At 65.5% G+C, this 22,327-nt stretch carries 24 protein-coding genes; 10 read left to right on the top strand and 14 right to left on the bottom strand.

Annotated features, from left to right (window positions below; translation table 11 throughout):
• Positions 1-248: 248 nt before the first annotated feature.
• Both AC57B5_RS13555 and ftsY read right to left on the bottom strand, forming a co-directional pair.
• Positions 249-908 carry a GntR family transcriptional regulator gene (locus AC57B5_RS13555; protein ID WP_496399727.1) on the bottom strand — a complete coding sequence of 220 codons (660 nt, stop codon included), beginning with the start codon at positions 906-908 and terminating at the stop codon, positions 249-251.
• A gap of 1,010 nt (positions 909-1,918) precedes the next feature.
• Positions 1,919-3,139, bottom strand: a complete 1,221-nt coding sequence (ftsY, locus tag AC57B5_RS13550) for a signal recognition particle-docking protein FtsY (RefSeq protein ID WP_496399726.1) — start codon at positions 3,137-3,139, stop codon at positions 1,919-1,921.
• Positions 3,140-3,167: 28 nt separating this feature from the next.
• On the opposite strand from ftsY, the gene AC57B5_RS13545 reads away from it, so the two are divergent.
• The 4 genes from AC57B5_RS13545 (at position 3,168) to coaD (ending at position 7,373) form a co-directional block, all read left to right on the top strand.
• On the top strand, positions 3,168-4,646 hold the full coding sequence (locus tag AC57B5_RS13545) for a M16 family metallopeptidase (protein WP_333905700.1): 1,479 nt from the start codon (positions 3,168-3,170) through the stop codon (positions 4,644-4,646).
• Between the two features lie 26 nt (positions 4,647-4,672).
• A complete protein-coding gene (locus AC57B5_RS13540) occupies positions 4,673-6,034 on the top strand; it encodes a M16 family metallopeptidase (protein WP_496399725.1) in 1,362 nt (453 codons plus the stop codon).
• Positions 6,031-6,741: a 16S rRNA (guanine(966)-N(2))-methyltransferase RsmD gene (gene rsmD, locus AC57B5_RS13535; protein ID WP_496399724.1), complete on the top strand. Its 711-nt coding sequence runs from the start codon at positions 6,031-6,033 to the stop codon at positions 6,739-6,741. Before AC57B5_RS13540 ends, rsmD begins: the two co-directional genes overlap by 4 nt.
• A gap of 131 nt (positions 6,742-6,872) precedes the next feature.
• Positions 6,873-7,373: a pantetheine-phosphate adenylyltransferase gene (gene coaD, locus AC57B5_RS13530; RefSeq protein WP_013803934.1), complete on the top strand. Its 501-nt coding sequence runs from the start codon at positions 6,873-6,875 to the stop codon at positions 7,371-7,373.
• A gap of 104 nt (positions 7,374-7,477) precedes the next feature.
• Here coaD and AC57B5_RS13525 read toward each other — a convergent pair whose 3' ends face one another.
• The 5 genes from AC57B5_RS13525 to AC57B5_RS13505 all read right to left on the bottom strand — a co-directional run bounded on the left by AC57B5_RS13525 (position 7,478) and on the right by AC57B5_RS13505 (position 11,567).
• A complete protein-coding gene (locus AC57B5_RS13525) occupies positions 7,478-8,599 on the bottom strand; it encodes a zinc-binding metallopeptidase family protein (protein WP_496400114.1) in 1,122 nt (373 codons plus the stop codon).
• A 172-nt stretch (positions 8,600-8,771) separates the two neighbouring features.
• Positions 8,772-9,092 carry a BON domain-containing protein gene (locus tag AC57B5_RS13520; protein WP_013803932.1) on the bottom strand — a complete coding sequence of 107 codons (321 nt, stop codon included), beginning with the start codon at positions 9,090-9,092 and terminating at the stop codon, positions 8,772-8,774.
• 72 nt (positions 9,093-9,164) lie between these two features.
• Positions 9,165-9,554 carry a hypothetical protein gene (locus AC57B5_RS13515; RefSeq protein ID WP_013803931.1) on the bottom strand — a complete coding sequence of 130 codons (390 nt, stop codon included), beginning with the start codon at positions 9,552-9,554 and terminating at the stop codon, positions 9,165-9,167.
• A gap of 111 nt (positions 9,555-9,665) precedes the next feature.
• The gene (locus AC57B5_RS13510) at positions 9,666-9,827 is read right to left on the bottom strand and encodes a DUF1328 domain-containing protein (RefSeq protein WP_013803930.1); all 162 of its coding nucleotides are present in this window, start codon (positions 9,825-9,827) and stop codon (positions 9,666-9,668) included.
• A gap of 360 nt (positions 9,828-10,187) precedes the next feature.
• Positions 10,188-11,567 carry a sensor histidine kinase gene (locus AC57B5_RS13505; protein WP_013803929.1) on the bottom strand — a complete coding sequence of 460 codons (1,380 nt, stop codon included), beginning with the start codon at positions 11,565-11,567 and terminating at the stop codon, positions 10,188-10,190.
• Between the two features lie 143 nt (positions 11,568-11,710).
• Between AC57B5_RS13505 and AC57B5_RS13500 the strand changes: the two genes are divergently transcribed.
• Positions 11,711-12,343, top strand: coding sequence for a response regulator (locus tag AC57B5_RS13500; protein ID WP_012203736.1), 633 nt, complete (start codon positions 11,711-11,713; stop codon positions 12,341-12,343).
• Positions 12,344-12,431: 88 nt separating this feature from the next.
• On the opposite strand, the gene AC57B5_RS13495 is transcribed toward AC57B5_RS13500, so the two are convergent.
• The 4 genes from AC57B5_RS13495 to gpmA form a co-directional block, all read right to left on the bottom strand.
• Positions 12,432-12,830, bottom strand: a complete 399-nt coding sequence (locus AC57B5_RS13495; protein WP_013803928.1) for a response regulator — start codon at positions 12,828-12,830, stop codon at positions 12,432-12,434.
• 119 nt (positions 12,831-12,949) lie between these two features.
• Positions 12,950-13,702 carry a HesA/MoeB/ThiF family protein gene (locus AC57B5_RS13490; protein ID WP_012203738.1) on the bottom strand — a complete coding sequence of 251 codons (753 nt, stop codon included), beginning with the start codon at positions 13,700-13,702 and terminating at the stop codon, positions 12,950-12,952.
• Positions 13,703-13,778: 76 nt separating this feature from the next.
• On the bottom strand, positions 13,779-15,215 hold the full coding sequence (locus AC57B5_RS13485; protein WP_013803927.1) for a S41 family peptidase: 1,437 nt from the start codon (positions 15,213-15,215) through the stop codon (positions 13,779-13,781).
• Between the two features lie 121 nt (positions 15,216-15,336).
• Positions 15,337-16,080 (bottom strand): 2,3-diphosphoglycerate-dependent phosphoglycerate mutase, encoded by a 744-nt coding sequence (gene gpmA, locus AC57B5_RS13480; protein ID WP_012203740.1) that lies wholly within the window; start codon positions 16,078-16,080, stop codon positions 15,337-15,339.
• A 98-nt stretch (positions 16,081-16,178) separates the two neighbouring features.
• Between gpmA and AC57B5_RS13475 the strand changes: the two genes are divergently transcribed.
• The 4 genes from AC57B5_RS13475 to AC57B5_RS13460 all read left to right on the top strand — a co-directional run bounded on the left by AC57B5_RS13475 (position 16,179) and on the right by AC57B5_RS13460 (position 18,648).
• Positions 16,179-16,586: a rhodanese-like domain-containing protein gene (locus tag AC57B5_RS13475; RefSeq protein ID WP_013803926.1), complete on the top strand. Its 408-nt coding sequence runs from the start codon at positions 16,179-16,181 to the stop codon at positions 16,584-16,586.
• Positions 16,587-16,674: 88 nt separating this feature from the next.
• Positions 16,675-16,932: a glutaredoxin 3 gene (gene grxC, locus AC57B5_RS13470; protein WP_034390758.1), complete on the top strand. Its 258-nt coding sequence runs from the start codon at positions 16,675-16,677 to the stop codon at positions 16,930-16,932.
• 129 nt (positions 16,933-17,061) lie between these two features.
• Positions 17,062-17,517 carry a protein-export chaperone SecB gene (gene secB, locus AC57B5_RS13465; protein WP_013803924.1) on the top strand — a complete coding sequence of 152 codons (456 nt, stop codon included), beginning with the start codon at positions 17,062-17,064 and terminating at the stop codon, positions 17,515-17,517.
• 120 nt (positions 17,518-17,637) lie between these two features.
• Positions 17,638-18,648, top strand: coding sequence for an NAD(P)H-dependent glycerol-3-phosphate dehydrogenase (locus AC57B5_RS13460; RefSeq protein WP_496399723.1), 1,011 nt, complete (start codon positions 17,638-17,640; stop codon positions 18,646-18,648).
• Between the two features lie 214 nt (positions 18,649-18,862).
• Here AC57B5_RS13460 and lysA read toward each other — a convergent pair whose 3' ends face one another.
• On the bottom strand, positions 18,863-20,116 hold the full coding sequence (gene lysA, locus AC57B5_RS13455; protein WP_496399722.1) for a diaminopimelate decarboxylase: 1,254 nt from the start codon (positions 20,114-20,116) through the stop codon (positions 18,863-18,865).
• Between the two features lie 102 nt (positions 20,117-20,218).
• Between lysA and AC57B5_RS13450 the strand changes: the two genes are divergently transcribed.
• Complete coding sequence (locus tag AC57B5_RS13450) at positions 20,219-21,148, top strand: LysR family transcriptional regulator (protein ID WP_013803921.1); 930 nt, start codon at positions 20,219-20,221, stop codon at positions 21,146-21,148.
• 22 nt (positions 21,149-21,170) lie between these two features.
• Here the strand turns inward: AC57B5_RS13450 and AC57B5_RS13445 are convergent, their stop codons facing one another.
• Both AC57B5_RS13445 and panC read right to left on the bottom strand, forming a co-directional pair.
• Positions 21,171-21,383 (bottom strand): DUF3079 domain-containing protein, encoded by a 213-nt coding sequence (locus AC57B5_RS13445; RefSeq protein WP_013803920.1) that lies wholly within the window; start codon positions 21,381-21,383, stop codon positions 21,171-21,173.
• 45 nt (positions 21,384-21,428) lie between these two features.
• Complete coding sequence (panC, locus tag AC57B5_RS13440; protein ID WP_012203748.1) at positions 21,429-22,280, bottom strand: pantoate--beta-alanine ligase; 852 nt, start codon at positions 22,278-22,280, stop codon at positions 21,429-21,431.
• Positions 22,281-22,327: the final 47 nt, after the last annotated feature.

Raw genomic sequence — 22,327 nt, 5'->3', positions numbered from 1 at the left:
TTTGGCTGTAGATTGACTCGAAAATACGCTTAAGATGATTTTTCTTAAATGTGGAGATATTGAAGTTGATTTGCAGAGTGCGCACTTCTAGTAAGCAATTCGGGGAAAGAATTGCTTTTTCTCAAAAGCAAGCATGAGTGTGCTTGCTATAAAAAGATGATGCGGGGTCTTTATTATCTGATGCTATCTAAAAATAGCATGACTATAGATGGTGGCTTATCTTGCGTACCAATTTTGAAAGAGCGATTTCATAGGTCCCTGCGTATAGCCGCCAGCAGGCTTTTCGAAGAATTCCAGATATGCTGCTCGGCAAGGGCCTGGGCCTTCTTTGGGTCGCGATTGCGGATGGCGGCGAGGATGCCGCGTTTTTCTTCTGTGCTTTCTGAGGCCCGTGAGCTGTGAGAAAGTGAGAGTCTCCGCAGGCGTGCGAGGCGGCTCCTTTGTGAAGAAAGATAACTTGCCATCAGCGAATTTTGGGCTGCATCCAGGAGAACTTCGTAGAACTCTTCGATGGTCTCGATCTGAGCCCCGACATCGCCCGAAATCTGCGCTTCATTCATCGCTTTCACTGTGACATCCAGGCGCTCGATTTGCTCTATGGTGGCTCGCTCTGCGCACAGTGCCGCCACATAGCCTTCAACGGCTGCACGCATTTCAAAGATCTGGCGAATGCCGTCTTCATCGATAACGGCGACTATCGGGCCTTTATAGGGCTCCTTTGTGATCCACCCTTCTGCCTCCAATTGCCCCAGGGTTTCACGAACTATCGTTCTGCTCACATCAAGGAGATCGCACAGCTTGCGTTCTACCAAACGTGATCCAGGTGGAAGTTGGCCTTCCACAATGGCGCGCTTCAATTGCTCAAGTGCCAGCTGTCGGAGCGTTGGATTCACACGCTCTACGGCCATACTGCCTCGCGGAATTCCTATGTCTGTCTGTGTCTGTACCTGCTTTAGAGGCTTGCCGTTTCATGTCTGTTGGACTTTCTTGCGAATTGAGTGATGGTATACCAACATACAATCTTGGGTCAAGATATGGAAGGGTGTGAAAAATTGAGAGGCATCTGGTGGGGAAGGCAGCAGGAAGACAGTGACCAAGCCATCTCCGCCATCGATGGTTTGTCTCTGATTGGTTTGCAAGCCACATAAATTGGCCTGAATTTGCCATCCGCAGCCAGCAAGTAGCCTAATCGGCTGGTTTAAAACTCTTGTGTGCTTTTACGAGCCCGAAAAGTGGGGGTAGCAGAGCGGGAGAATATGCTTGGAATGATGCGCGGCACACGCCGTAGTTGGCATATCGAAGGCAGGTCGCACTGAAGAGTCTGTTGCCGAGTTTTCGCACACGCTACTCAGAGTGTGGGCACTCAACAAAGTTGGTGCGCTTGCCGAGGCATGGGCCGTGCGCTCACCCGCACGCAAAGCTGGAGCGACGGGAAAAATGCGTTCTCCACATCGGAGGCCAGAGTTGAGTGCGGTGGTGCACCGCAAGGCCTGCCAGCCGGCGTCAGTGAGGAAGAGCTAGGATTTCTGACCGTCCGAAGCAAGGACGGGCTTGTCGGTGCTACCGAGCACTGGCGGAAGTGCTGCTTTGACTGGCCGAAGAGATTCGTCAATTGCCCCGTGACGATGAGAGGCTGCTTCGGTGATTGAAGGGCATGCCCTTTCTGGTCTTTGCCGCGCCCACGCTGTCGGCTGTGGCGAAGTTACTGGGCTTTTGCGGCAAGTCACATGAGCTAACCCGGTAGGGCCTGGCCTGATCAGTCCCGAGGCGGTTGAGTGCGTCAGAGGTTGAGGCTGGAGAGCTCTTCGTTGAGCGGTCACTCCCCAATGGATGAGCCGGAGAGCGGCTTGAGCGCCAGCTCGCAATTCATCCATTCCGCCTTCCTGTGGCGCCTTTCGAGAAAACTCTGAACAGATTGTCAGGACAGCAGCGCCTGCGCGAATTCCCGGGCGTTGAAGGTTTCCAGGTCCTCGACCTTTTCGCCCACGCCGATGAAGTACACGGGGATCGGCCGTTCCTGGGCAATGGCAGCCAGCACGCCGCCCTTGGCCGTGCCGTCGAGCTTTGTGACGATCAGGCCCGTGAGCTGCAGCGCATCGTCAAAGGCGCGCACCTGGGCCAGCGCGTTCTGGCCGGTGTTGCCGTCGATGACCAGCAGCACCTCATGGGGCGCCGTGGCGTCGGCCTTGCTGACCACGCGGCGGATCTTGCGCAGCTCTTCCATCAGGTGCAGCTGGGTGGGCAGGCGGCCTGCCGTGTCCACCAGCACCACATCCTTCTTGCGCGCGCGGCCGGCGGTGACGGCGTCAAAGCTCACGGCCGCAGGATCGCCCCCTTCCTGGCTGACGATCTCCACCGTGTTGCGGTTGGCCCAGACGCCAAGCTGCTCGCGCGCGGCGGCGCGGAAGGTGTCGGCGGCGGCCAGCAGCACGCTCTGGCCTTCGTCGGCCAGGTGGCGGGTCAGCTTGCCGATGGAGGTGGTCTTGCCCGCGCCGTTGACGCCCGCCACCATGATCACGGTGGGCTGGTGCTCGCCGATGACCAGCGGCTTTTCCAGCGGGCGCAGCAGGTCGGCCAGGGCATCGGCCAGCAGCGCCTTGACGGCGGCGGGGTCGGTGGCCTTGGCCTCCTTGACGCGGCGGCGCAGGTCGGCGAGCAGGTGCTCGGTGGCCTTGACGCCGGTGTCGGCCATCAGCAGGGCGTCTTCCAGTTCCTCGTACAGCGCATCGTTGATCTGCGTGCCCGTGAAGACCGTGGCAATGCTGCTGCCGGTCTTGCGCAGGCCGGTCTTGAGGCGCTGCATCCAGTTCTGGCGGCTGGCACCTTCGGCCTCGGGCTTGGCCGTGGGCTCGGGCGCGGCAATGAAGTCCGCAGGCGCGATGGTGGACGCGGGTGCAGCAGCTGGGGCAGGCGGGGTCTCGGGGGGCGCGGCATCGCCCTTGCCGCCGCCAAAGGGCTTGCGCCACCAGGCACTGCCGGTGTCGGAGGCCGGCGCTGCAGGCGCGGCCGGTGGCAGGGCAGGGGGGCTGTCCTGCGGTGGGGTTGCGGGAATGCCGGCCTTTTCAGGCGCGGCGCTGCTGTCCGTCGGGGAAATCTCGGCGGCGGAGGGGGTGGGCTTTTTCTTGAAAAAACTGAACATCGGCAGGTTCTTAGAATCACAGCATTCTATGAAACATGCACTCACCCTCTTGGGCTTAATGGCCTGCATGGGCACCGGGGCTGCTTTGGCAGCCCCGGATGCATCCTCTTCCATCCCTTCATCGCTGCTGCAGACGGTGGCCAGCCAGGCCGCCGGCGGCACACGCACCGCCACTTCGGCACAGCAATTCACCTTGAAGAACGGCATGCAGCTCATCGTGCAGCCCGACCGGCGCGCGCCCACGGCCGTGCACATGGTCTGGGTGCGCGTGGGCTCCGTGGACGAGGTCGATGGCACCTCGGGCGTGGCCCACGCGCTCGAGCACATGATGTTCAAGGGCTCGCGCAAGGTGGCTCCCGGCGAGTTCTCGCGCCGCGTGGCCGCGCTGGGCGGCCAGGAGAACGCCTTCACCAGCCGCGACTACACGGGCTACTACCAGCAGATTCCGTCGAGCCGCCTGGAAGACGTGATGAAGCTCGAATCCGACCGCTTCGCCAACAACCACTGGCCCGACAGCGAGTTCAAGAAAGAGATCGAGGTCATCAAGGAAGAGCGCCGCATGCGCACCGAGGACCAGCCGCGCGCCGTGCTCATGGAGCAGTTGATGGCGGCGACCTTCGTGGCCTCGCCCTACCACCGCCCCGTGATCGGCTGGATGAGCGACCTGGACGCGCTGACGCCCGGCGACGTGCGCGACTTCCACGGCCGCTGGTATGTGCCCGGCAATGCCACCATCGTCATTGCCGGCGATGTGGACGTGGCCAAGGTCCGCGCCTGGGCCGAGAAGTACTACGGCAGCATTCCCGCACGCGCCCTGCCGGTGCGCAAGCCGCGCACCGAGCCCGCGCAGATCGGCATCCGCCGCATCGAGGTCAAGCAGCCGGCCGAGCAGGCCCTGGTGGCCCTGGCCTTCCGCGCGCCCTCGCTGACGCGCGTCAGCGACCTGCAGGCCGATGACCGGGATGCGCTGGCGCTGCTGGTTCTGTCGGCCGTGCTGGACGGCTATGACGGCGCCCGCCTGGAGCGGGCCCTGGTCCAGGGCGAAGGCCGCGTGGCCGACGGCGCGGGCAGCTCCATGTCCCTCATGGGCCGTGGCCCCGGCCTGTTCATGCTGACGGGCGTGCCCGCCACGGGCAAGACCGCCGCCGAGGTCGAGGCGGCGTTGCGCGCCGAAGTGGCCAAGGTCGCCAAGGATGGTGTGGAGCCCGCCGAGCTGGAGCGCGTGAAGACGCAGTGGATGGCCTCCAATGTCTACGAGCGCGATTCGGTCATGGGCCAGGCCCAGAGCCTGGGCAATTACTGGATACAGGGCATGCCGCTGGATGCGGAAGACCAGCTGCTGACCCAGCTGCGCACCATCACGCCCGATGACGTCAAGCGTGTGGCTGCCAAGTACTTTGGCGATGACCAGCTCACGGTGGGCATCCTGGTGCCGCAACCCCTGCCCGAAGGCGGCAAGCCCCGTCGCCCCGATGCGGGTGCCGGCATCGGCGGACCCCTGCATTGATGCCCCCGAAGCACGCTGGAGTGAAGATGAAGAACATGAAAAAAATGGTGGCCAGCACGGTGCTGGCAGGCGTGGGCATGGGCTTTGGTGCCACGTCCGCATGGGCCCTGCTGCCCATCCAGCAATGGACCCAGCCCAGCGGGGCGCAGGTCTGGCTGGTGGACAGCCCGGGCATTCCCATGGTCGATGTGCAGATGGACTTCGATGCCGGCAGCCGGCGCGATCCCGCCAACCAGGTCGGCCTGGCCAGCGCCGTGGCGCTGATGGCCTCCAAGGGCGTGACCGCCCAGGGCGATGCGCCTGCGCTGGACGAGAACGGCCTGGGCCAGGCCTGGGCCGATCTGGGTGCCAGCTTTGGCGCCCAGGCGGGCCGCGACAGCTTCAGCTACGGGCTGCGCTCACTGACCGAGCCTGCGCTGCTGCAGCGCGCCGTGGCGCTGGCGTCGCGCCAGATCGCCAACCCCAGCTGGCCGCAGGACGTGTGGCTGCGCGAGCGCGAGCGCTGGACTGCGGCCATCAAGGAATCGGACACGCGCCCCGGCACGGTGGCCGGCAAGGCCCTGAGCCAGGGCGTGTTCGGCACCCATCCCTACGGCGCACGCGCCACGGGCGAGAGCCTCGCGCACATCGACCTGTCCGACATGCAGTCCTTCCACCTCCGCCTGATCGCGGCCTGCCGCGCCAAGGTCAGCATCGTCGGTGCGGTCAGCCGTGAACAGGCCGATCAGCTGGTGCAGCAACTGCTGGCTCCGCTGCAGGCGGCGCAGGGCCAGGACGCCAGTGCCTGCGCGCCTCTGCCCGACGTGCCCAAGGTGCAGGCGCTCAAGGCGCCGGTCAACGAGAACATCCCCTTCGCCTCGGCCCAGGCGCAGGTGCTGATCGCCCAGCCGGGCATTGCACGCAACAGCCCGGACTTCATGGCCGTGCTGGTGGGCAATCACATCCTGGGCGGCGGCGGCTTCACCTCGCGGCTGACCGAGGAAGTGCGCGAAAAGCGCGGCCTGAGCTACAGCGTCTACAGCGATTTCTCGCCGGGTCTGGACGCAGGCGCCTTCACGATCGCCCTGCAGACGCGCCCCGACCAGGCAGCCGAGGCCCTGAAGGTGTCGCAGGACACGCTGCGCCGCTTCGTGGCCGAAGGCCCGACCGAGAAGGAGCTCAAGGCCGCCAAGGACAACCTGATCGGCGGCTTTGCGCTGCGCATCGACAGCAACCGCAAGCTGCTGGGCAATGTATCCAACATCGCCTGGAACGGCTTGCCGCTGGACTACCTGGAGCACTGGACCGAGCGCGTGCAGGCGCTCACCGTGCGTGATGTGCGCGAGGCCATGCAGCGCATGCTGCAGCCCGAGCGCATGGTGACCGTCGTCGTGGGAGGCAAACAATGAGCCGCAACAGCATCAAAATTCATACCCCTGCCGGCAAGCGCTGGCTGGAAAAGGCCACGGCCGAGGCCGCAGCACCCAAGGCAGCTGCCGCAGCACCTGCTGCCGCCAAGGTGAAAGCCGGACGGCCGGCGCCGGTGGGCGCGGGCGAGGTCCGCATCATCGGCGGCCAATGGCGCCGCACGCGGCTGCCCGTGGCGCAGCACCCGGGCCTGCGGCCCACGCCGGATCGCGTGCGCGAGACCCTGTTCAACTGGCTGGGCCAGGATCTGACGGGCTGGCTTTGCCTGGATGCCTTCGCGGGCACGGGTGCGCTGGGCTTCGAGGCCGCATCGCGCGGCGCGACCAATGTGCTGATGAACGAGCAGGACGCCACTCTGGTCCAGCAGTTGCAGCGCCTGCGCGAGCGCCTGGACGCCCAGTCCGTGCGCGTGCTGCGCGGCGATGGCATCGGCTGCCTGCGCCAGGTGGCGCCGGGCACGCTGGACCTGGTGCTGATCGATCCGCCCTTCGACCATGCCGATCTGTTCGAGCCTGCGCTGAAGGCCGCCGCGCAGGCGGTGTCCGCCACGGGCTATGTCTATCTGGAGGCGCCCCAGGCCTGGACCGAGGAGCAACTGGCCGAGGCCGGTGGCCTGCAGTTGTTCCGCCATCTGAAGGCGGGCGCCGTCCACGCCCACCTGCTGCGCAAGGCACCGCAGGACGAGTAAAGGGCGCTGTGGCGGCCGCGTTCCCTGGCAGGAGCGCGGCGGTCGCACAGCCGACCGGCCATGCTGCAGCGCAATGCATAATGCGCCATCCGTGCCGGACAGGGCACGCGCAGCCAATGAAAGCGACCGCCATGAGCCACGACGTGATTGCCGTCTATCCCGGAACTTTCGATCCGATCACGCTGGGTCATGAAGACGTGGTGCGCCGCGCGACCCAGCTGTTCAGCCACGTCATCGTCGCCGTGGCGGCGGGCCACCACAAGAAGACCATGTTCAATCTTGAGGAGCGCATGCAGATGGTGCGCGAGGCCGTGTCCATCTATCCCCATGTCCAGGTCGAGAGCTTTCATGGCCTGCTGCGCGACTTCGTGGTCGAGCGCGGCGGCAAGGCCATGGTGCGCGGCCTGCGTGCGGTCACCGACTTCGACTACGAGTTCCAGCTCGCCGGCATGAACCGCACGCTGATGCCCGAGGTGGAGACCGTCTTCCTCACGCCCAGCGACCGCTACCAGTTCATCAGCAGCACCTTCGTGCGCGAGATCGCCACGCTGGATGGCGAGATCGACAAGTTCGTCTCTCCCAGCGTGCGTACCCGCCTTCTGCAGAAGGTACAGGCCAATCGTGGGTCGTGATCGCACGACCTGGTCGCACGCCTTGATCCCGCTTCCTGATGGCCTGACCGCCTGGCTGTCCTGAGGCCCGGCAAGGGCGGCCAGGACCCTCTCGCAGTTCCTTCTTAGAAGGCAGCCTGCCGCGTGGCGCTCGCATTCACGGCGGCGTGCACGAATTCCAGCTTGCGCCTGGCCCCGGCCGAAAGGGCGAACGGATAGGCATCGCCGTGGCCCAGGCTGCGGTTGAGGCTGTTGGTCAGCAGCGTCAGCGGCACCCACTGGTCCAGCATGGTGCCGAAGTCCGGCCGTGCCTGGACCGCGAAAGGGTCCTGCACGCACAGCGCGGGCTGCGTGCCCGAACCTGTACTTGTCCCTGAGCCTCCAGGCATGGTGATGCAGGTGCCATAGCTGGCCGCAGTCTCCAGCAGATCCACCATGTGCAGGTAATGGGCCCAGCTTTCGGCCCAGTCTTCCCACGGGTGGGAGGTGGCATAGGCGCTGACGAAGTTGTCGCGCCACTGCTCATCCATCGGGTCGCGCGCATAGTAGTTCTGCAGGGCCTGACCATAGTCCTGGCGCTCGTCGCCGAACAGGCGGCGGAATTCCTCGATACGGCCCGCGCCCACCACCAGCCTGTCCCAGAAGAAGTGGCCGGATTCATGGCGCAGATGGCCCACCAGCGTCCGGTAGGGCTCGTGCAGGGCCTGGCGGCGCCGGGCACGCTCGGCATCGTCGGCCTCCACCACGTTCAGCGTGATGGTGCCGTTGGCGTGGCCGGTCATCACGGGCGCCTGCCCCGGCAGGTCGGCCAGCAGCTCGAAGCGCGGCCCATCCTCTCCAGGCCGGGGACCCAGGCCCAGGCGGGCGAGCGTGTAGAACAGCTGGCGCTTGGCGGCCTCGATCCGGGTCCAGCGCAGTGCATTGGACGGGTCTGACAGATCGGGCAGCCAGCGTGTCTGGCGGCAGGACTCGCACAGCGCATGGGGATCGTCTGCGGGCAGGGCGAAGTTGCACTGTCCCACGGGACCCCGGTGGCTGCACATCTTGTAGAGCCGGCCTGGCGGCTTGCCGCTCGTCAGCGAGGACAGGCTTTCCCACAGCACGCTGTCCCGCGTGCCGGAAACCGGGCGCAGGCAGGCCACATGCAGTCGCTCGGGCAGGAAGGCCAGGGTGGCGCCGCAGTGCACGCATTGAACGCTGTCGAAGAAGACCGGGTGGCCACAGGCATCGCAGTTGAAGACTCGCATGTCGGTCACTTTACGCCGTATGTCCGGCGCACGGTGGAAAGGGGTCGTACCTGCCGTCGGCTGCAATGGTCGGCAATCCTCGCGGCGGACCGTGCGGCAGTTGGAGCCCTGGATGAAAAAAGGCCGGAAGTCTCCGGCCTTGTACTTGGATCAGCCCCCACAGGGGCCTGCATCAGGGACGAACCACGATGCTGTTGCGCACTTCACGCACGTTCTTGGTGGTGCGGGCGATCTCGGCGGCGCGGGCCTTTTCCGATTCGGACTTGGCAAAGCCCGACAGCTGCACCGTGCCGTTCAGGGTCTCGACGCTGATGGAAGTGGCCGAGACACTCTTGTCTTCTGCCATCTTGGCCTTCACCGCAGTGGTGATGCCGGCGTCATCCACATACGAACCCACGGACTGCTGGTCGCGGGCCACGGAGCAGGCGGTGGTACCGAGCACGGTGGCACCGGCGACGAGAGCGAAAGCGATGGCACGGGTGTACTTTTGCATGATCAGTTCTTTCCTGGACAAGAAGATTGAGAGTAACGGTACTCGAGGGAACTCAGGGGACTCGGCGGCAGCTCACTTGCGCGAGCGGGAACTCATGAAGAACGCGGTGGCCAGGGCAGCGCCCGTGGCTGCAGCCAGCAGAATGGAGCGGCCAGGCTGCTCGATGACGTAGCGCGTGGTGGCCTCGGTGGCCGATTGCAGCTGGCGGCGGGCGCGGTCGGAGCTGTCGGCGCAGAAGTTGATGCCGCGTGTGGCCAGTTCCTGGGCACGTGCCGCGAGGTCATCGATGACGGGGTTCAGTTCACGCTCGATGGACTGGACACCTTCCTCGGCCTTGTCCAGCGCATTCGCTGCAGTGCGGCGTGTCGTGTTGACGGCTTCCTTGGCGGCATCCGCGACATCCTGGGCAACGTCCTTGGCGGTATCGGCGGCTTTGTTCACGGCTTTCTCGGCTTGGCTCATTGGTTCTATCTCCTCAAAACTGGCATGAATGCGAAAGGCGGTCGGGCTGCCGGGCTGGCTGCCCGCAGGACGCGGGCTTGGGCTGGCAGGGGGCTGAAGGCGGCGCCGCCGCTACTTCTTGATCAGGCTCATCACAAAGGTGACGACAGCCATGATCACGAAAATATAGAACAGGATCTTGGCGATGCCTACAGCACCTGCCGCAATACCACCAAAACCGAATATGGCGGCTACCAGGGCGATGACGAAGAACACGATGGCGTAGTGCAGCATGTAAAACTCCTTGGGTTGTTCGTTTCCAAGAAACGGCACGGGGCGGATGGGCCAAGTGCTGTTTGCATGGGTTCGACTGTACTGAGCCGCCAAAGGTGTATCTGACGGTGGCCGGCGTGGCATGGCGTCAGGGTTAGGCGGGGGGGCAGTGTAGGAATGCTCCGGCTGCACAGGGCTTGCAGCCGCTGCCGGCTGCAGCCATTCGGGGGCGCGCATGGAAAATGGCCCCCACGCTACCCTTGCTGCGCAAGGTCCGCTGCCCCCCGAGGGGGCTGCTTTTTATCTTGGGGCGGCCCGGCGATGAAAAAAGCCCCTGGCGCGTGGGCGCGCAGGGGCTTTTGCATGGCGGGTGCTGCCGCTTCAGGCGGTGGCGACCGTACCGGCGCTTTTGTCCGTGGAGATCGGCGCCAGCGGGATGACGGCGGAGATCGCCGTGCCCTTGCCCAGTTCGGACGAGACGGTCAGACGGCCGCCTGCGGCCTCCACGCGGTGGCGCATGCCGGCCAGCCCGTGGGAGTTGGGGCGCATGGCCGAGGTCTCGAAGCCTTCGCCGTCGTCCTGGATCTGCACCGTCACATAGGTCGGATAGTTGTGCACGGAGACCAGGACATGGCTGGCCTTGGCATATTTGCCGATGTTGGTCAGCGACTCCTGGACGATGCGGTAGACCGTGAGCTGGGTGGATTCCGGCAGCTCCACCTGCTCCAGGTTGGCCGTGACTTCGATGCCGCTGCGCTCGCCGAACTCGCGCGCCAGGATTTCCAGCGCCGTCGTCAGGCCCAGGTTGGAAAGGGAAGAGGGGCGCAGGTCCTCAATGATGCGGCGCTTGAGGGCGATGCCGCTGTTGAGCGTCTCCACCAGATGGCTGACGCGTTCGCCCACGTCCGGCGCGCTGAGGTCGATCTTGGATTTGAGGCGCGCCACGTCGAGCTTGGCCGCCGTCAGCAGCGAGCCCAGCTCGTCGTGCAGTTCGCGTGCCAGGTGTCCGCGCTCGTCCTCGCGCACCTGCTGCAAGTGGTTGGCCAGTTCCGTCAGCGTGGCCGTGCGCTCGCGCACCAGGGCTTCGAGGCGGTTGCGCTCGTCGCGCTGGATCTCCTGCTCGCGCTGGTGGGCCTGCTGCAGCGCGTGCGCCTGGCGCAGGTACATGAAAAAGCCCAGCACGCCCAGGGCCGTGACCGTGGCGATGCCTATGCGTGACAGCGACAGCGTGTGCTCGATGTCCTGCAGGTTCTTGGCCGAGCGCTGGTCTATGCCTGACAGCAGCTTGCCCGTGTAGTCGCGGATGGCGTCCATGTTCTCCATGCCCACGTCGGTGAACATGACGAAGCGCCAGGCCTCCTCGTTGCCCTGGCGGTACAGGCGCAGGCTGAGTTCCATCTCGCTCATCTTGCGTTCGACCTGGCGCGCCAGCGGCGTGAAGATCGCCAGCTCCTGCGGGTCGTAGATGAAGATCTGGCGCAGCTCGTCCATGTTGTAGTTGATGGCCGTGATCGCCTTGCTGTAGGGCTCCAGGTAGCGCTCCTCGCCCGTGAGCAGGTAGCCGCGCAGGCCGGTCTCCGCATCCAGCATCAGCCGCAGCAGCTGGCTGATCTCCGAGCGGGTGTTCTGGGTCTGGGTCATGGCCTCCAGCGCCTTGGTGGAGCGCTTGTAGCTGGCCTCGTTAATGCTCACCAGCAGCACGGCCGCGACGATGGCGAATGCCAGGCTGATCGCAATTCTTCGGAAATTTATCCAACGCATAAGCATCCTCTCACCTACAAGATCTTCGCCGATATTCTGCATAATTCGTGTTATCGGCTGCCGGGGCAGTTCCTGCGCCGGCCGTTACCATATATTGTTTGCACGACCAGCGATCCCGCTGGTCCCCCGAAAAAGAGGTATTCATGATCAGAATTGGCATTGTGGACGACCATGCAATTGTGCGCTCGGGCCTGCGTCAGTTTCTCTCGGAACACGTGGACCTGCGTGTAGTCGGTGAGGCCGCCAATGGCCGCGAGGCCATCGATCTGGTGCGTGCCCACGAGATCGACGTGCTGTTGATGGACCTGTCCATGCCGGGCCAAAGCGGTATCGACGCGCTGGCCATGCTGCGCGCCAAGGCGCCGGACATGGGCATCCTGATCCTGAGCGGCTATCCCGAGGAGCACTACGCGATCAACCTGATCCGCCAGGGCGCCAGCGGCTACCTGAACAAGGAGTGCGATCCCCAGGAGATTGCCGAAGCGATCCGCACCGTGGCCCTGGGCCGCCGCTACCTGACGCCGGCCGTGGCCGACCTGCTGGCCCAGCAGCTCAACCGCAAGGATGACGCGCCAGCGCATGAACAGCTGTCCGAGCGTGAGTTCCAGGTCTTCCTCAAGCTCGCGCGTGGCGAAACCGCAGGTGATATTGCAAAGTCGCTTTCACTGAGCGTAAAGACGGTCAGCACCTATCGCACGCGACTCATGGAGAAAATGGGATTGTCTTCCAACAGCGATCTGACGTATTACGCACTGAAGAACAGGCTGATCGATTGATTTTCAGTCAATAGAAAATACGGGCTGCACGATTATCAAGTCGTGCAGCCTTTTTCTTTGGTGAAAAATCAAATGCAGTGCTTTGGGTTCAGGCTGTTTTGAGTTGGTTGAGTGACGCCGCATCGATATTCATGCAATAGTCCATGAGTGCGTCGATTTCATTGGACTTGTCGAAGACGGCATCCACGCCGAGCTGGGCACAGCGGCTGCGGATGTCGGGGGTGGCATAGTTGCTGAGCACCACGATCTTCTGGTGCGGCTGGCGCTCGCGGCAGGCGGTGAGCACACCCAGGCCGCTGCCCTGGCGCAGGAACAGGTCGACGATGGCGAGATCCCATGCGTCGGGGTTCTGCTGAAGCCAGTCCGTCCCCGCGCTCTCCGTCTCCGCGATGCCCACGGCCTCGACATCGGCCAGTTCTTCGAGCGTGGCGATCAGGTTCTCGCGGATCGTAGGGTTGTCTTCAACAAGATAGGTGCGCAATTTCACGGCTGTATCCAATAGGGACGCGGATGGCAATCGGAGTCCGGTGGAGCCCGGCCTCCATTGTCCTGCGCGACAGCGGGCGATTGTGCCAGTGAGGGATCGGCGTCGGGGTCAGCCGATTCCTACGCCTTGTTACCGCAAACGGGACATTCCGGTACACGAGTGGTTTGCATGCTACTCCAATCCAGGCTGCGGCTGTCGAACATGGTCAGGCGGTTTGTTGCAGGCGTGCCAAATCCCGCGATCAGCTTGAGGGCTTCCGCCGCCTGCAGCGTGCCCATGACGCCCACCACGGGCGCGAAGACGCCCATGGTCGAGCACTGCACTTCCTCGAACTGCGCATCGGGCGGGAACACGCAGGCATAGCAGGCGCAGTTCTCGTCGCGCGGGTCCATGACCATGAGCTGGCCGTCCAGCCGGATGGCCGCCCCCGCCACCAGGGGCACCTTGTGCCGCACGCAGGCCGCGTTGATCATGTGGCGCGTGCGGTAGTTGTCCGTGCAGTCCAGCACCAGGCTGGCCTGCGGCACGAGCTCGTCGAGCAGCGCGTCGTCGGCGCGCTGCTGGCGGCAGTCGATGCGGATGCCGGGGTTGATGGCGTGCACGGCCGTGCGTATGGATTCCACCTTGGGCTGGCCCACGCGGTCCGTGGTGTGGGCGATCTGGCGCTGCAGGTTGGTCATGTCCACCGCATCGTCGTCCACCAGGGTGATGCGGCCTATGCCGGCCGAGCCCAGGTACAGCGCGGCGGGCGCGCCCAGGCCGCCTGCGCCGATGATGAGCACATGCGCTGCCAGGATGCGCTCCTGGCCCTCGATGCCGATTTCGTCGAGAAGGATGTGGCGCGAGTAGCGCAGCAGTTGATCGTCGTTCATTCGCGTCTCCAGACGTGAAAAAGCCGGGCGCAAGGCCCGGCTTGGTGCAGGCGCGGACCCGCTCCGCGCCGCGCTGTCAGTTTTCCTTCTTCTCGGGCTCGCGCTCGGTCAGGGTCTTGCTGACCATGACGGGCTGGCCCTTGAGGCGGTTGAGCGCCTGCTGCAGCTGGAAGTCCTTTTCGGTGCCGAACTCGGGCAGGCGGCGTTCGGCCGGCGGCTTCTTGGCTTCTTCTTCCAGGCGCTTGCGGGCTTCCTCGCGGGCCTTCTCGCGCACCTCGTCCTTGACCTCGGCACCCTGTCCGCTGGACAGGTGCTTTTCCAGGTCGGCCTCACGCATGCGCAGGGCCGCGAACAGGTCACCTTCGGGCGTCTCATCCACCATCACGTCGGGCACGATGCCCTTGGCCTGGATGGACTTGCCGCTGGGCGTGTAGTAGCGCGCCGTGGTCAGCTTCAGGCCCGTATCGGGGCCCAGGGGGCGCACGGTCTGCACGGAGCCCTTGCCGAAGGTCTGGCTGCCCATGATGATGGCGCGCTTGTGGTCCTGCAGTGCGCCGGCCACGATCTCGCTGGCCGAGGCCGAGCCTTCGTTGACCAGCACCACCAGCGGCAGCTTCTTGAGCGAGGCGGGCAGGCGCTGCAGCGGGTCACCCATGCCGCGGCGGGCATAGAAGCTGGGCGATGCCTTGTAGGTTTCCTTGCTCTCGGCCAGTTGGCCGTTGGTGGAGACCACGGTCACATCCGGCGGCAGGAAGGCTGCCGAGATGGCGACGGCAGCGTCCAGCAGGCCGCCCGGGTCGTTGCGCAGGTCCAGCACCAGGCCCTTCATGTTGGGGTCCTGCTTGTACAGTTCCTCGACCTTGCGCACGAAGTCGTCCACCGTGCGTTCCTGGAACTGGCTCAGGCGGATCCAGCCGTAGCCGGGCTCGATCACCTTGCCCTTGACGGACTGCGTCTTGATTTCCTCGCGCGTGATGGTCACGGGGAAGCTGCGGCTTTCATCCTTGCGCAGGATGGTCAGCTGCACCTTGGTGTTGGGCTCGCCGCGCATGCGCTTGACGGCGTCGTTGAGCGACAGGCCCTTGACGGCCGTGTCGTCGATCTTGGTGATCAGGTCGCCGGTCTTGAGGCCGGCGCGGAAGGCGGGGGAGCCTTCGATGGGCGAGACGACCTTGATCAGGCCGTCTTCCTGCGTGATCTCGATGCCCACGCCGACGAAGCGGCCCGAGGTGCCCTCGCGGAATTCCTTGTAGGACTTCTTGTCGAAGTACTGCGAATGCGGATCAAGGCTGGACACCATGCCGGAGATGGCATCGGTGATCAGCTTCTTGTCATCGACCGACTCGACATAGTCGGTCTTGATCAGGCCGAAGACGGCGGACAGCTGCTGGATTTCCTCCAGCGGCAGCGGGGTCATGGCACCGCGGGCCACGGTCTGCAAGGAAACCGTGGTCAGTGCTCCGGCGATTACGCCTACGGAAACCCAGCCGGCAATTTTGATTTTCTGGCCCATATCACCCCTTTAACCGCGTCAATATACACCCGCTTGGAAAGGCAAGCGCCCGCGTGGTTCCCTAAAAACGGCGCAGCAAGCGCAATTTCCGCAGCAGGCGCTCACCTCAAGCGGGCCCGGCTCAGGCCTTGCCCTGTGCGGCCACGGCGGCTGCAGCCTTGGCGGCAGCTTCTGCATCGCCCAGGTAATAGTGGCGAATGGGCTTGAGATTGGCATCCAGCTCATAGACCAGCGGAATGCCATTGGGCACGTTGACGCCGACGATGGCGTCATCCGAGATGCCGTCCAGGTACTTGATCAGCGCGCGGATGGAGTTGCCGTGGGCCGCGACCACGACGCGCTTGCCGGACAGGATGGCGGGCGCGATGGACTCGTTCCAGAACGGCAGTACGCGGGCCACCGTGTCCTTCAGGCATTCGGTCAGCGGCACCTGGCTGGGGTCCAGCTGTGCGTAGCGCACGTCGCTGCGCTCGCTGCGCGGGTCTTGCGGCTCCAGGGCCGGCGGGGGCGTGTCGTAGCTGCGGCGCCACACCAGCACCTGGGCGTCTCCGTACTGCTTGGCCATGTCCGCCTTGTTCAGGCCCTGCAGGCCGCCGTAGTGGCGCTCGTTCAGGCGCCAGCTGTGCTGCACGGGCAGCCAGGTGCGGTCCATTTCGTCCAGCGTGTGCCACAGCGTGCGCGTGGCGCGCTTGAGCACGCTGGTGTAGGCTAGGTCGAAGTCATAGCCTTCGGCCTTGAGCAGGCGGCCGGCGTTCTTGGCCTGCTCGACGCCGGTGGCGGTCAGGTCCACATCGGTCCAGCCGGTGAAGCGGTTTTCGAGGTTCCAGGTGGATTCACCGTGGCGGATCAGCACGAGCTTGTACATGGCGGCTTTCTAAGTCTCTCGATGCGACAAAGCTGGGCTGTCGCGGGGGCAAAAGCCAGCATTCTAGAATTGACAGGTTTGCCAACCCAAGGAATGACGTGAAATTCATCATCGATAACTGGTATTTGATCCTGATCGCGCTGGCTTCCGGCGTGATGCTGCTGCTGCCCCTGGTGCGCGGCGCAGGCGGCGGCTCGCTGACGGCGGCGCAGGCCGTGCAACTGATCAACCGCCAAAAGGCCGTGGTCATCGATGTCTGCGAGCCCGAAGAGTACGCGGCCGCCCATGCCAACGGCGCCAAGAATGTGCCGCTGAGCCAGTTCGAGGAAAAGCTGCCCACCACCGTGAAGAACAAGGCGCTGCCGCTGGTGCTGATCTGCACCAAGGGCAACCGCGCCTCCCGTGCCGAAGGCATTGCGAAGAAGCTGGGCTACGAAAAGGCCCAGGCCCTGGCCGGTGGCCTGAAGGCCTGGCGCGATGCCGGCATGCCGGTTGAAAAGGCCTGAGGCGCCCCCATCTGACGGCGATGGAAGCCGCTGCTCCGCGCCCCGGGCGCCAGCCGGCGGCACGCCGCAAACTCGAAGAAAGACGCACATGCAAGCCGTGAAGATGTACACCACCGCTGTCTGCCCCTATTGCATCCGGGCCAAGCAGATCCTCAAGTCCAAGGGCGTGGAGCAGATCGAAGAGATCCGCATCGACACCGATCCGGCCGCGCGCGACGTGATGATGCAGAGCACGGGCCGCCGCACGGTGCCCCAGATCTTCATCGGCGACCACCATGTGGGCGGCTGCGACGACCTGATGGCGCTGGATGCCGACGGCGGTCTGGTGCCTCTGCTGCAAAGCTGAAACACGGGCACTGCATAATGCTGGCCCAGGTGCCCGCTGCGCAAGCTCTTGGCAGCGGGCATTTTGTTGGTGATTTTTTTGATGCCCTGGTCACCGCACCAGGGTTTTTTGCCCAGAAAGACTGATTCCATGGCCGAACAGGACACTCCCGTCTTCCAGATCCAGCGCGTCTACCTCAAGGACCTGTCGCTGGAGCAGCCCAATTCGCCCGCCATCCTGCTGGAGCAGGAGCAGCCCAGCGTGGACATCCAGCTTGGCGTCGAGGCGACTCCCGTGGCCGAAGGCATCTACGAAGTGGCCGTGACCGCCACCGTGCAGACCAAGATCCAGGACAAGACCGTTTTCCTGGTCGAGGCCAAGCAGGCCGGCATCTTCGAGATCCGCAACGTGCCCGAAGACCAGATGGGTGGCGTGATCGGCATTGCCTGCCCCCAGATCATCTATCCCTACCTGCGCGGCAACGTGGCTGACGTGGTCACGCGCGCCGGCTTCCCGCCCGTGCACCTGGCCGAGATCAACTTCCAGGCCATGTACGAGCAGCAGCAGGCAGCCGCCCAGGCGGACGGCAACTCGCTGCCGCAGTAAGCCGGTCCATTCCCGGACGATGTGATTTGCGCCCAGGCGCGTCGCATCGCTGTGGTACAAGAAAAGAGGCCCGAGGGCCTCTTTTTTTCATCAACGTCGCTTCTTCAACGTCGAGCAGATATGAACATAGTGGTGATTGGCGCAGGCGCCTGGGGCACGGCGCTGGCGATGAGCGCGGCCTCGCGCGGTGACGGGCGTGTCGTGACCCTTTGGGCGCGCGACGCCGCCCAGGCGCAGGCCATGCACGGCAGCGGCGAGAACGCACGCTACCTGCCGGGCGTGGCGCTGCCTGCCGCGCTGCAGGTGGTGCATGGCGAGATCGACGGCCATCTGGCGGCCGCCGACCTGATCGTGATCGGCACGCCCATGGCTGCCCTGCGCGAATGGCTGGGCCGGCTGCAGCATGTGCCCGCACCCGTGGCCTGGCTGTGCAAGGGCTTCGAGGCCGTGCCCGCAGGCGCTTCGGCCGCCGCCCATGGACTGATGGCGCACGAGGTCTGCGCCGAGGTGGCGCCCGATCTGCTGTGCGGCGTGTTCAGCGGCCCCAGCTTCGCGGCCGAGGTGGCACGCCACCAGCCCACGGCCCTGGTGGCTGCCAGCCGGCATGCCCAGGTCAATGACGCCCTGGTGGCCGCCTTCCACGGCGGCGCCATGCGCGTCTATGCCAATGCCGACATCGTGGGCGTGGAAGTGGGCGGCGCCGTGAAGAACGTGCTGGCCATTGCCACCGGCCTGTGCGACGGCCTGCAGCTGGGCCTGAACGCCCGCGCCGCGCTGATCACGCGCGGCCTGGCCGAGATGACGCGACTGGGCCTGGCCCTGGGCGCGCGCACCGAGACCTTCATGGGCCTGTCGGGCCTGGGCGATCTGGTGCTGACGGCCACGGGCGACCTGTCGCGCAACCGCAAGGTGGGCCTGCTGCTGGCCCAGGGCCGCACGCTGGAGCAGGCCGTGGCCTCGCTGGGCCATGTGGCCGAGGGCGTGTACAGCGCACGCACCGTGCTGGCGCGCGCGCGGCTGCTGAATGTGGAGATGCCCATCACCGAAACCGTGGTCGAGCTGCTGGACGGCCGGCTGCAGGCGGCCGAGGCCGTGCAGCACCTGATGGCGCGCGATCCACGCGGCGAGTGATTCTTCGGTGTCCATGAAAAATGGCCCACACGCTTCCCTTGCTGCGCAAGGTCCACTGCCCCCCGAGGGGGCCGCTTTTCATCTTGGGGCGGCCCGGCGATGAAAAAGCCCCGGGGCTGGAAGGCCCTGGGGCTTTTTTGCGTCAGAAATCCTGGCGCCTGGCGCGCTACATGCCCAGTTACAGGCCCAGTTACAGGCCCAGTTACAGGCCCAGTTACAGGCCCAGCTCCAGGCCCAGCAGTTCCTCCACCGTCTGGCGGCGGCGGATCAGGCGGCTGCTGTCGCCATCGACCAGCACCTCGGCGGCCAGCGGGCGCGTGTTGTAGTTGCTGGACATGGAGCTGCCATAGGCGCCCGTGTCATGGATGACCAGCAGGTCGCCCACCGAGGCGCCTGCCAGCGCGCGCGGCAGCACCACGCCGCCGTCGCCCTGGGTGAACACGTCGCCCGATTCGCACAGCGGGCCGGCGACCACGGCATCGCGCAGGGGCATGGCCTGGCCGTCGCAGCGCAGCACTTCCATGCCGTGCCAGCTGCCGTACATGGAGGGGCGCATCAGTTCGTTGAAGCCCGTGTCGACCAGCACGAAATGGTTGCTGCCCGCGTTCTTGGTGGCGCGCACCTGGCCCAGCAGCACGCCCGACTCGGCCACCAGGAAGCGGCCGGGTTCGATCTCCAGGCCCAGCGCGTGGCCCACGATGGCCTCGGCGTCCTTGCGTGCCGCATCCCACAGGCCGTGGTAGTGGGCGGTGTCGATGGTGGCGTCGCCATCGCGGTAGGGAATGGACAGGCCGCCGCCGGCCGAGATGGCCTGCAGGTCATGGCCTGCCTGGCGGGTGGCGCGCACCAGCTCGACCATGGCGCCGCAGACCTGCTGCAGGTGGCCGTAATCCACGCCCGAGCCGATGTGCATGTGCAGGCCGGCCAGCTTCAGGCCGCCGTCGCGGATGGCCTGCAGCGCCGCCAGCAGGTCGCTGTGCCAGATGCCGTGCTTGCTGTGCTCGCCACCCGTGTTGGTCTTGTTGCTGTGGCCGTGGCCGAAGCCGGGGTTGATGCGCAGCCACACGGGATGGCCGGGCGAGGCCTGGGCCAGCTGGTGCAGCATGTCGATGGAGCCGGCGTTCACGGGCACCTTGTGCTCGGCCACGCAGGCCAGCGTGGCCTCGTCCATCACGTCGGCGGTGAACACGATGTCGCTGTGCAGGTCGTCGCCATGGCCGGCCGCGTAGCCGGCGGCCAGCGCGCGCAGGATTTCGCCGCGCGATACCGCGTCCACCTTCACGCCCTGCTCGCGCATCAGCCGCAGGATGTGGATGTTGGAGCAGGCCTTCTGTGCAAAGCGGATGGTGTCGAAGGCCTTGAGCTGGGCGATGCGCGAGCGGATGGTGGCGGCGTCATAGACCCACAGCGGCGTGCCGTGCTGGTCGGCCAGGGCCCAGAGCTGGGCGGGCGAGAAGGGATTGGACATGGTGTCTCTTTCAGGGGAACTGCAGCGCATGATGGCGGATGGCGGTCATTCAGTCCAATGCTTGTTCTTATGGTGTCTATTTGATTTGGATATGCTTTGGCCATGCAAGACCCCGCGCTGCCGCACACGTCTCCCGAGCCCCGCATCTCCCACCGCCACCTGGAGGTGTTTCGCGCGCTCATGCTCAGCGGCAGCGCCACGGCGGCGGCGCAGATGCTGTTCAGCTCCCAGCCCACCGTCAGCCGCGAATTGGCGCGGATGGAGAGCCTGCTGGGCTATGCCCTGTTCGAGCGTGCCCAGGGCCGGCTGCGGCCCACGGCACGCGCCCTGTCGCTGTGGGCCGAGGTGCAGCGCAGCTGGCAGGGGCTGGACCGGGTGGTGGAGCATGCGCTGGCCCTGGGGCGGCCGCACCAGGCGCGCATCAACGTGCTGTGCCTGCCTGCCCTCAGCCATGCGCTGCTGCCCGCAGCGCTGGCGCGCCTGCACGCAGAGCACGGCCCCGTGGCCGTCAGCGTGGCCACGCAGGAGGCGCCGCTGCTGCAGGAGTGGATGGCCGCCCAGCGCTACGACCTGGGCCTGGCCGAGCTGGCCGAGGCGCCTCCGGGCACGCGCGCCCTTGCGCTGCCCGCCATGGACGAGGTGGCCGTGCTGCCCGCAGGCCATGCGCTGGCCGCAAGGCCGGTGCTGGAGGTGGCTGACTTTGCCGGGGAAAGCTTTGTCAGCCTGGCGCGCGACGATCCCTATCGCCAGCAGATAGATGCCGTGTTCGAGCAGGCCGGCGTGCAGCGCCAGCTGCACCTGGAGACCCACAGCGCTGTGGCGGTCTGTGCCATGGTCCAGCACGGTCTGGGCGTGGCCATCGTCAATCCGCTGACGGCGCGTGCCTGCGCCGGGCCGCAGCTGGTGGTGCGGCCGCTGGCGTTTTCCATTCCCTTCCAGGTCCATGCGCTGCTGCCGCTGCACCGGCCGGCCGTGGCCGAGGTGCAGTGGCTGGTGGACGCGCTCGCCGCCGAGGTGGCCGCGGTCGGCTGAGGGCAGAGGGCGGGGTGCGGTATCAGCGCGCCGCGCTGTCCAGGCCGGGAGCCTTGTCTGCAGCGGGCTCGGGTGGCAGACCCCACTCCATCCAGTCGTCGCCAAAGATCTCCACCGGGTGCTGTGTGCGGTCCGATCCGTTGCCGCAGGCCAGCTCGTCGCGGGCGCAGTAGCGGTCACAACCCCAGCAGGTGCGCTCGGGATGGGCGGGGTGGATGGGGAATTTCTTGGCCATGGCATCCAGCTTGGACCGCCATGGCCGCCAGGGTTTTGCGCTGGATCAGAACTCCAGGTTGTCGATCAGGCGCGTCTTGCCCAGGCGCGCAGCGCCCAGGGCCACCAGTGGTGCACCGGCCAGTTGCGCGCCCTCGGCGGGGGGCTGCAGGTCACGGCGCAGGCGCACGGTCAGGTAGTCGGGCTCCCAACCCTGGGCGGCCAGGGATTGCATGGCCCAGGCTTCCAGTTCGGCCAGCGGCGCCTGGCCCGCACGCGCGGCATCGGCCAGTTGCTTGAGCGCCAGCGACAGCGCCATGGCCTGCTGCCGCTCGTCGTCGCTCAGGTAGCCGTTGCGCGAACTCAGCGCCAGGCCGTCGTCGGCGCGCGCCGTGTCGCCGGCCACGATGTTCACGGGCAGGGCGAACTGCTCGACCATGCGGCGGATCACCATCAACTGCTGGTAGTCCTTTTTGCCGAACACGGCCGTTCCGCCGCCGCTGGCGAAGAATACGGCCGAGAACAGCTTCATCACCACGGTGCACACGCCCGTGAAGAAGCCGGGGCGGAAATGGCCTTCGAGGATGTCGGCCAACTGCGCGTCGGGCTGGATCTTGAAGGTCTGCGGCTCGGGGTAGAGATCGGCTTCGCGCGGGGCGAACAGCAGGTCGCAGCCTTCGGCCTCCAGCTTGGCGCAGTCGGCCTCCCAGGTGCGCGGATAGCTGTCGAAATCCTCGTGCGGCAGGAACTGCAGGCGGTTCACGAAGATGCTGGCCACGGCAATGTCGCCGTGCTGGCGCGCGGCGCGCACCAGGGACAGGTGGCCGTCGTGCAGATTGCCCATGGTGGGCACGAAGGCGGGGCGGCCCTTGCTCGACAGGATGGCGCGCAGGTCGGCGATGGAGTGGACGATTTGCATGGGAAAACGGGGGAACGGGAAGCGGGAAGCGGAAAGCGGAAAAACGG

The organism is Delftia sp. BGA-UO-ETr-SB1 (assembly GCF_059567865.1).
The sequence above is the reverse complement of the archived record's forward strand: the minus strand, read 5'-3'. Positions and strand labels throughout refer to the sequence as shown.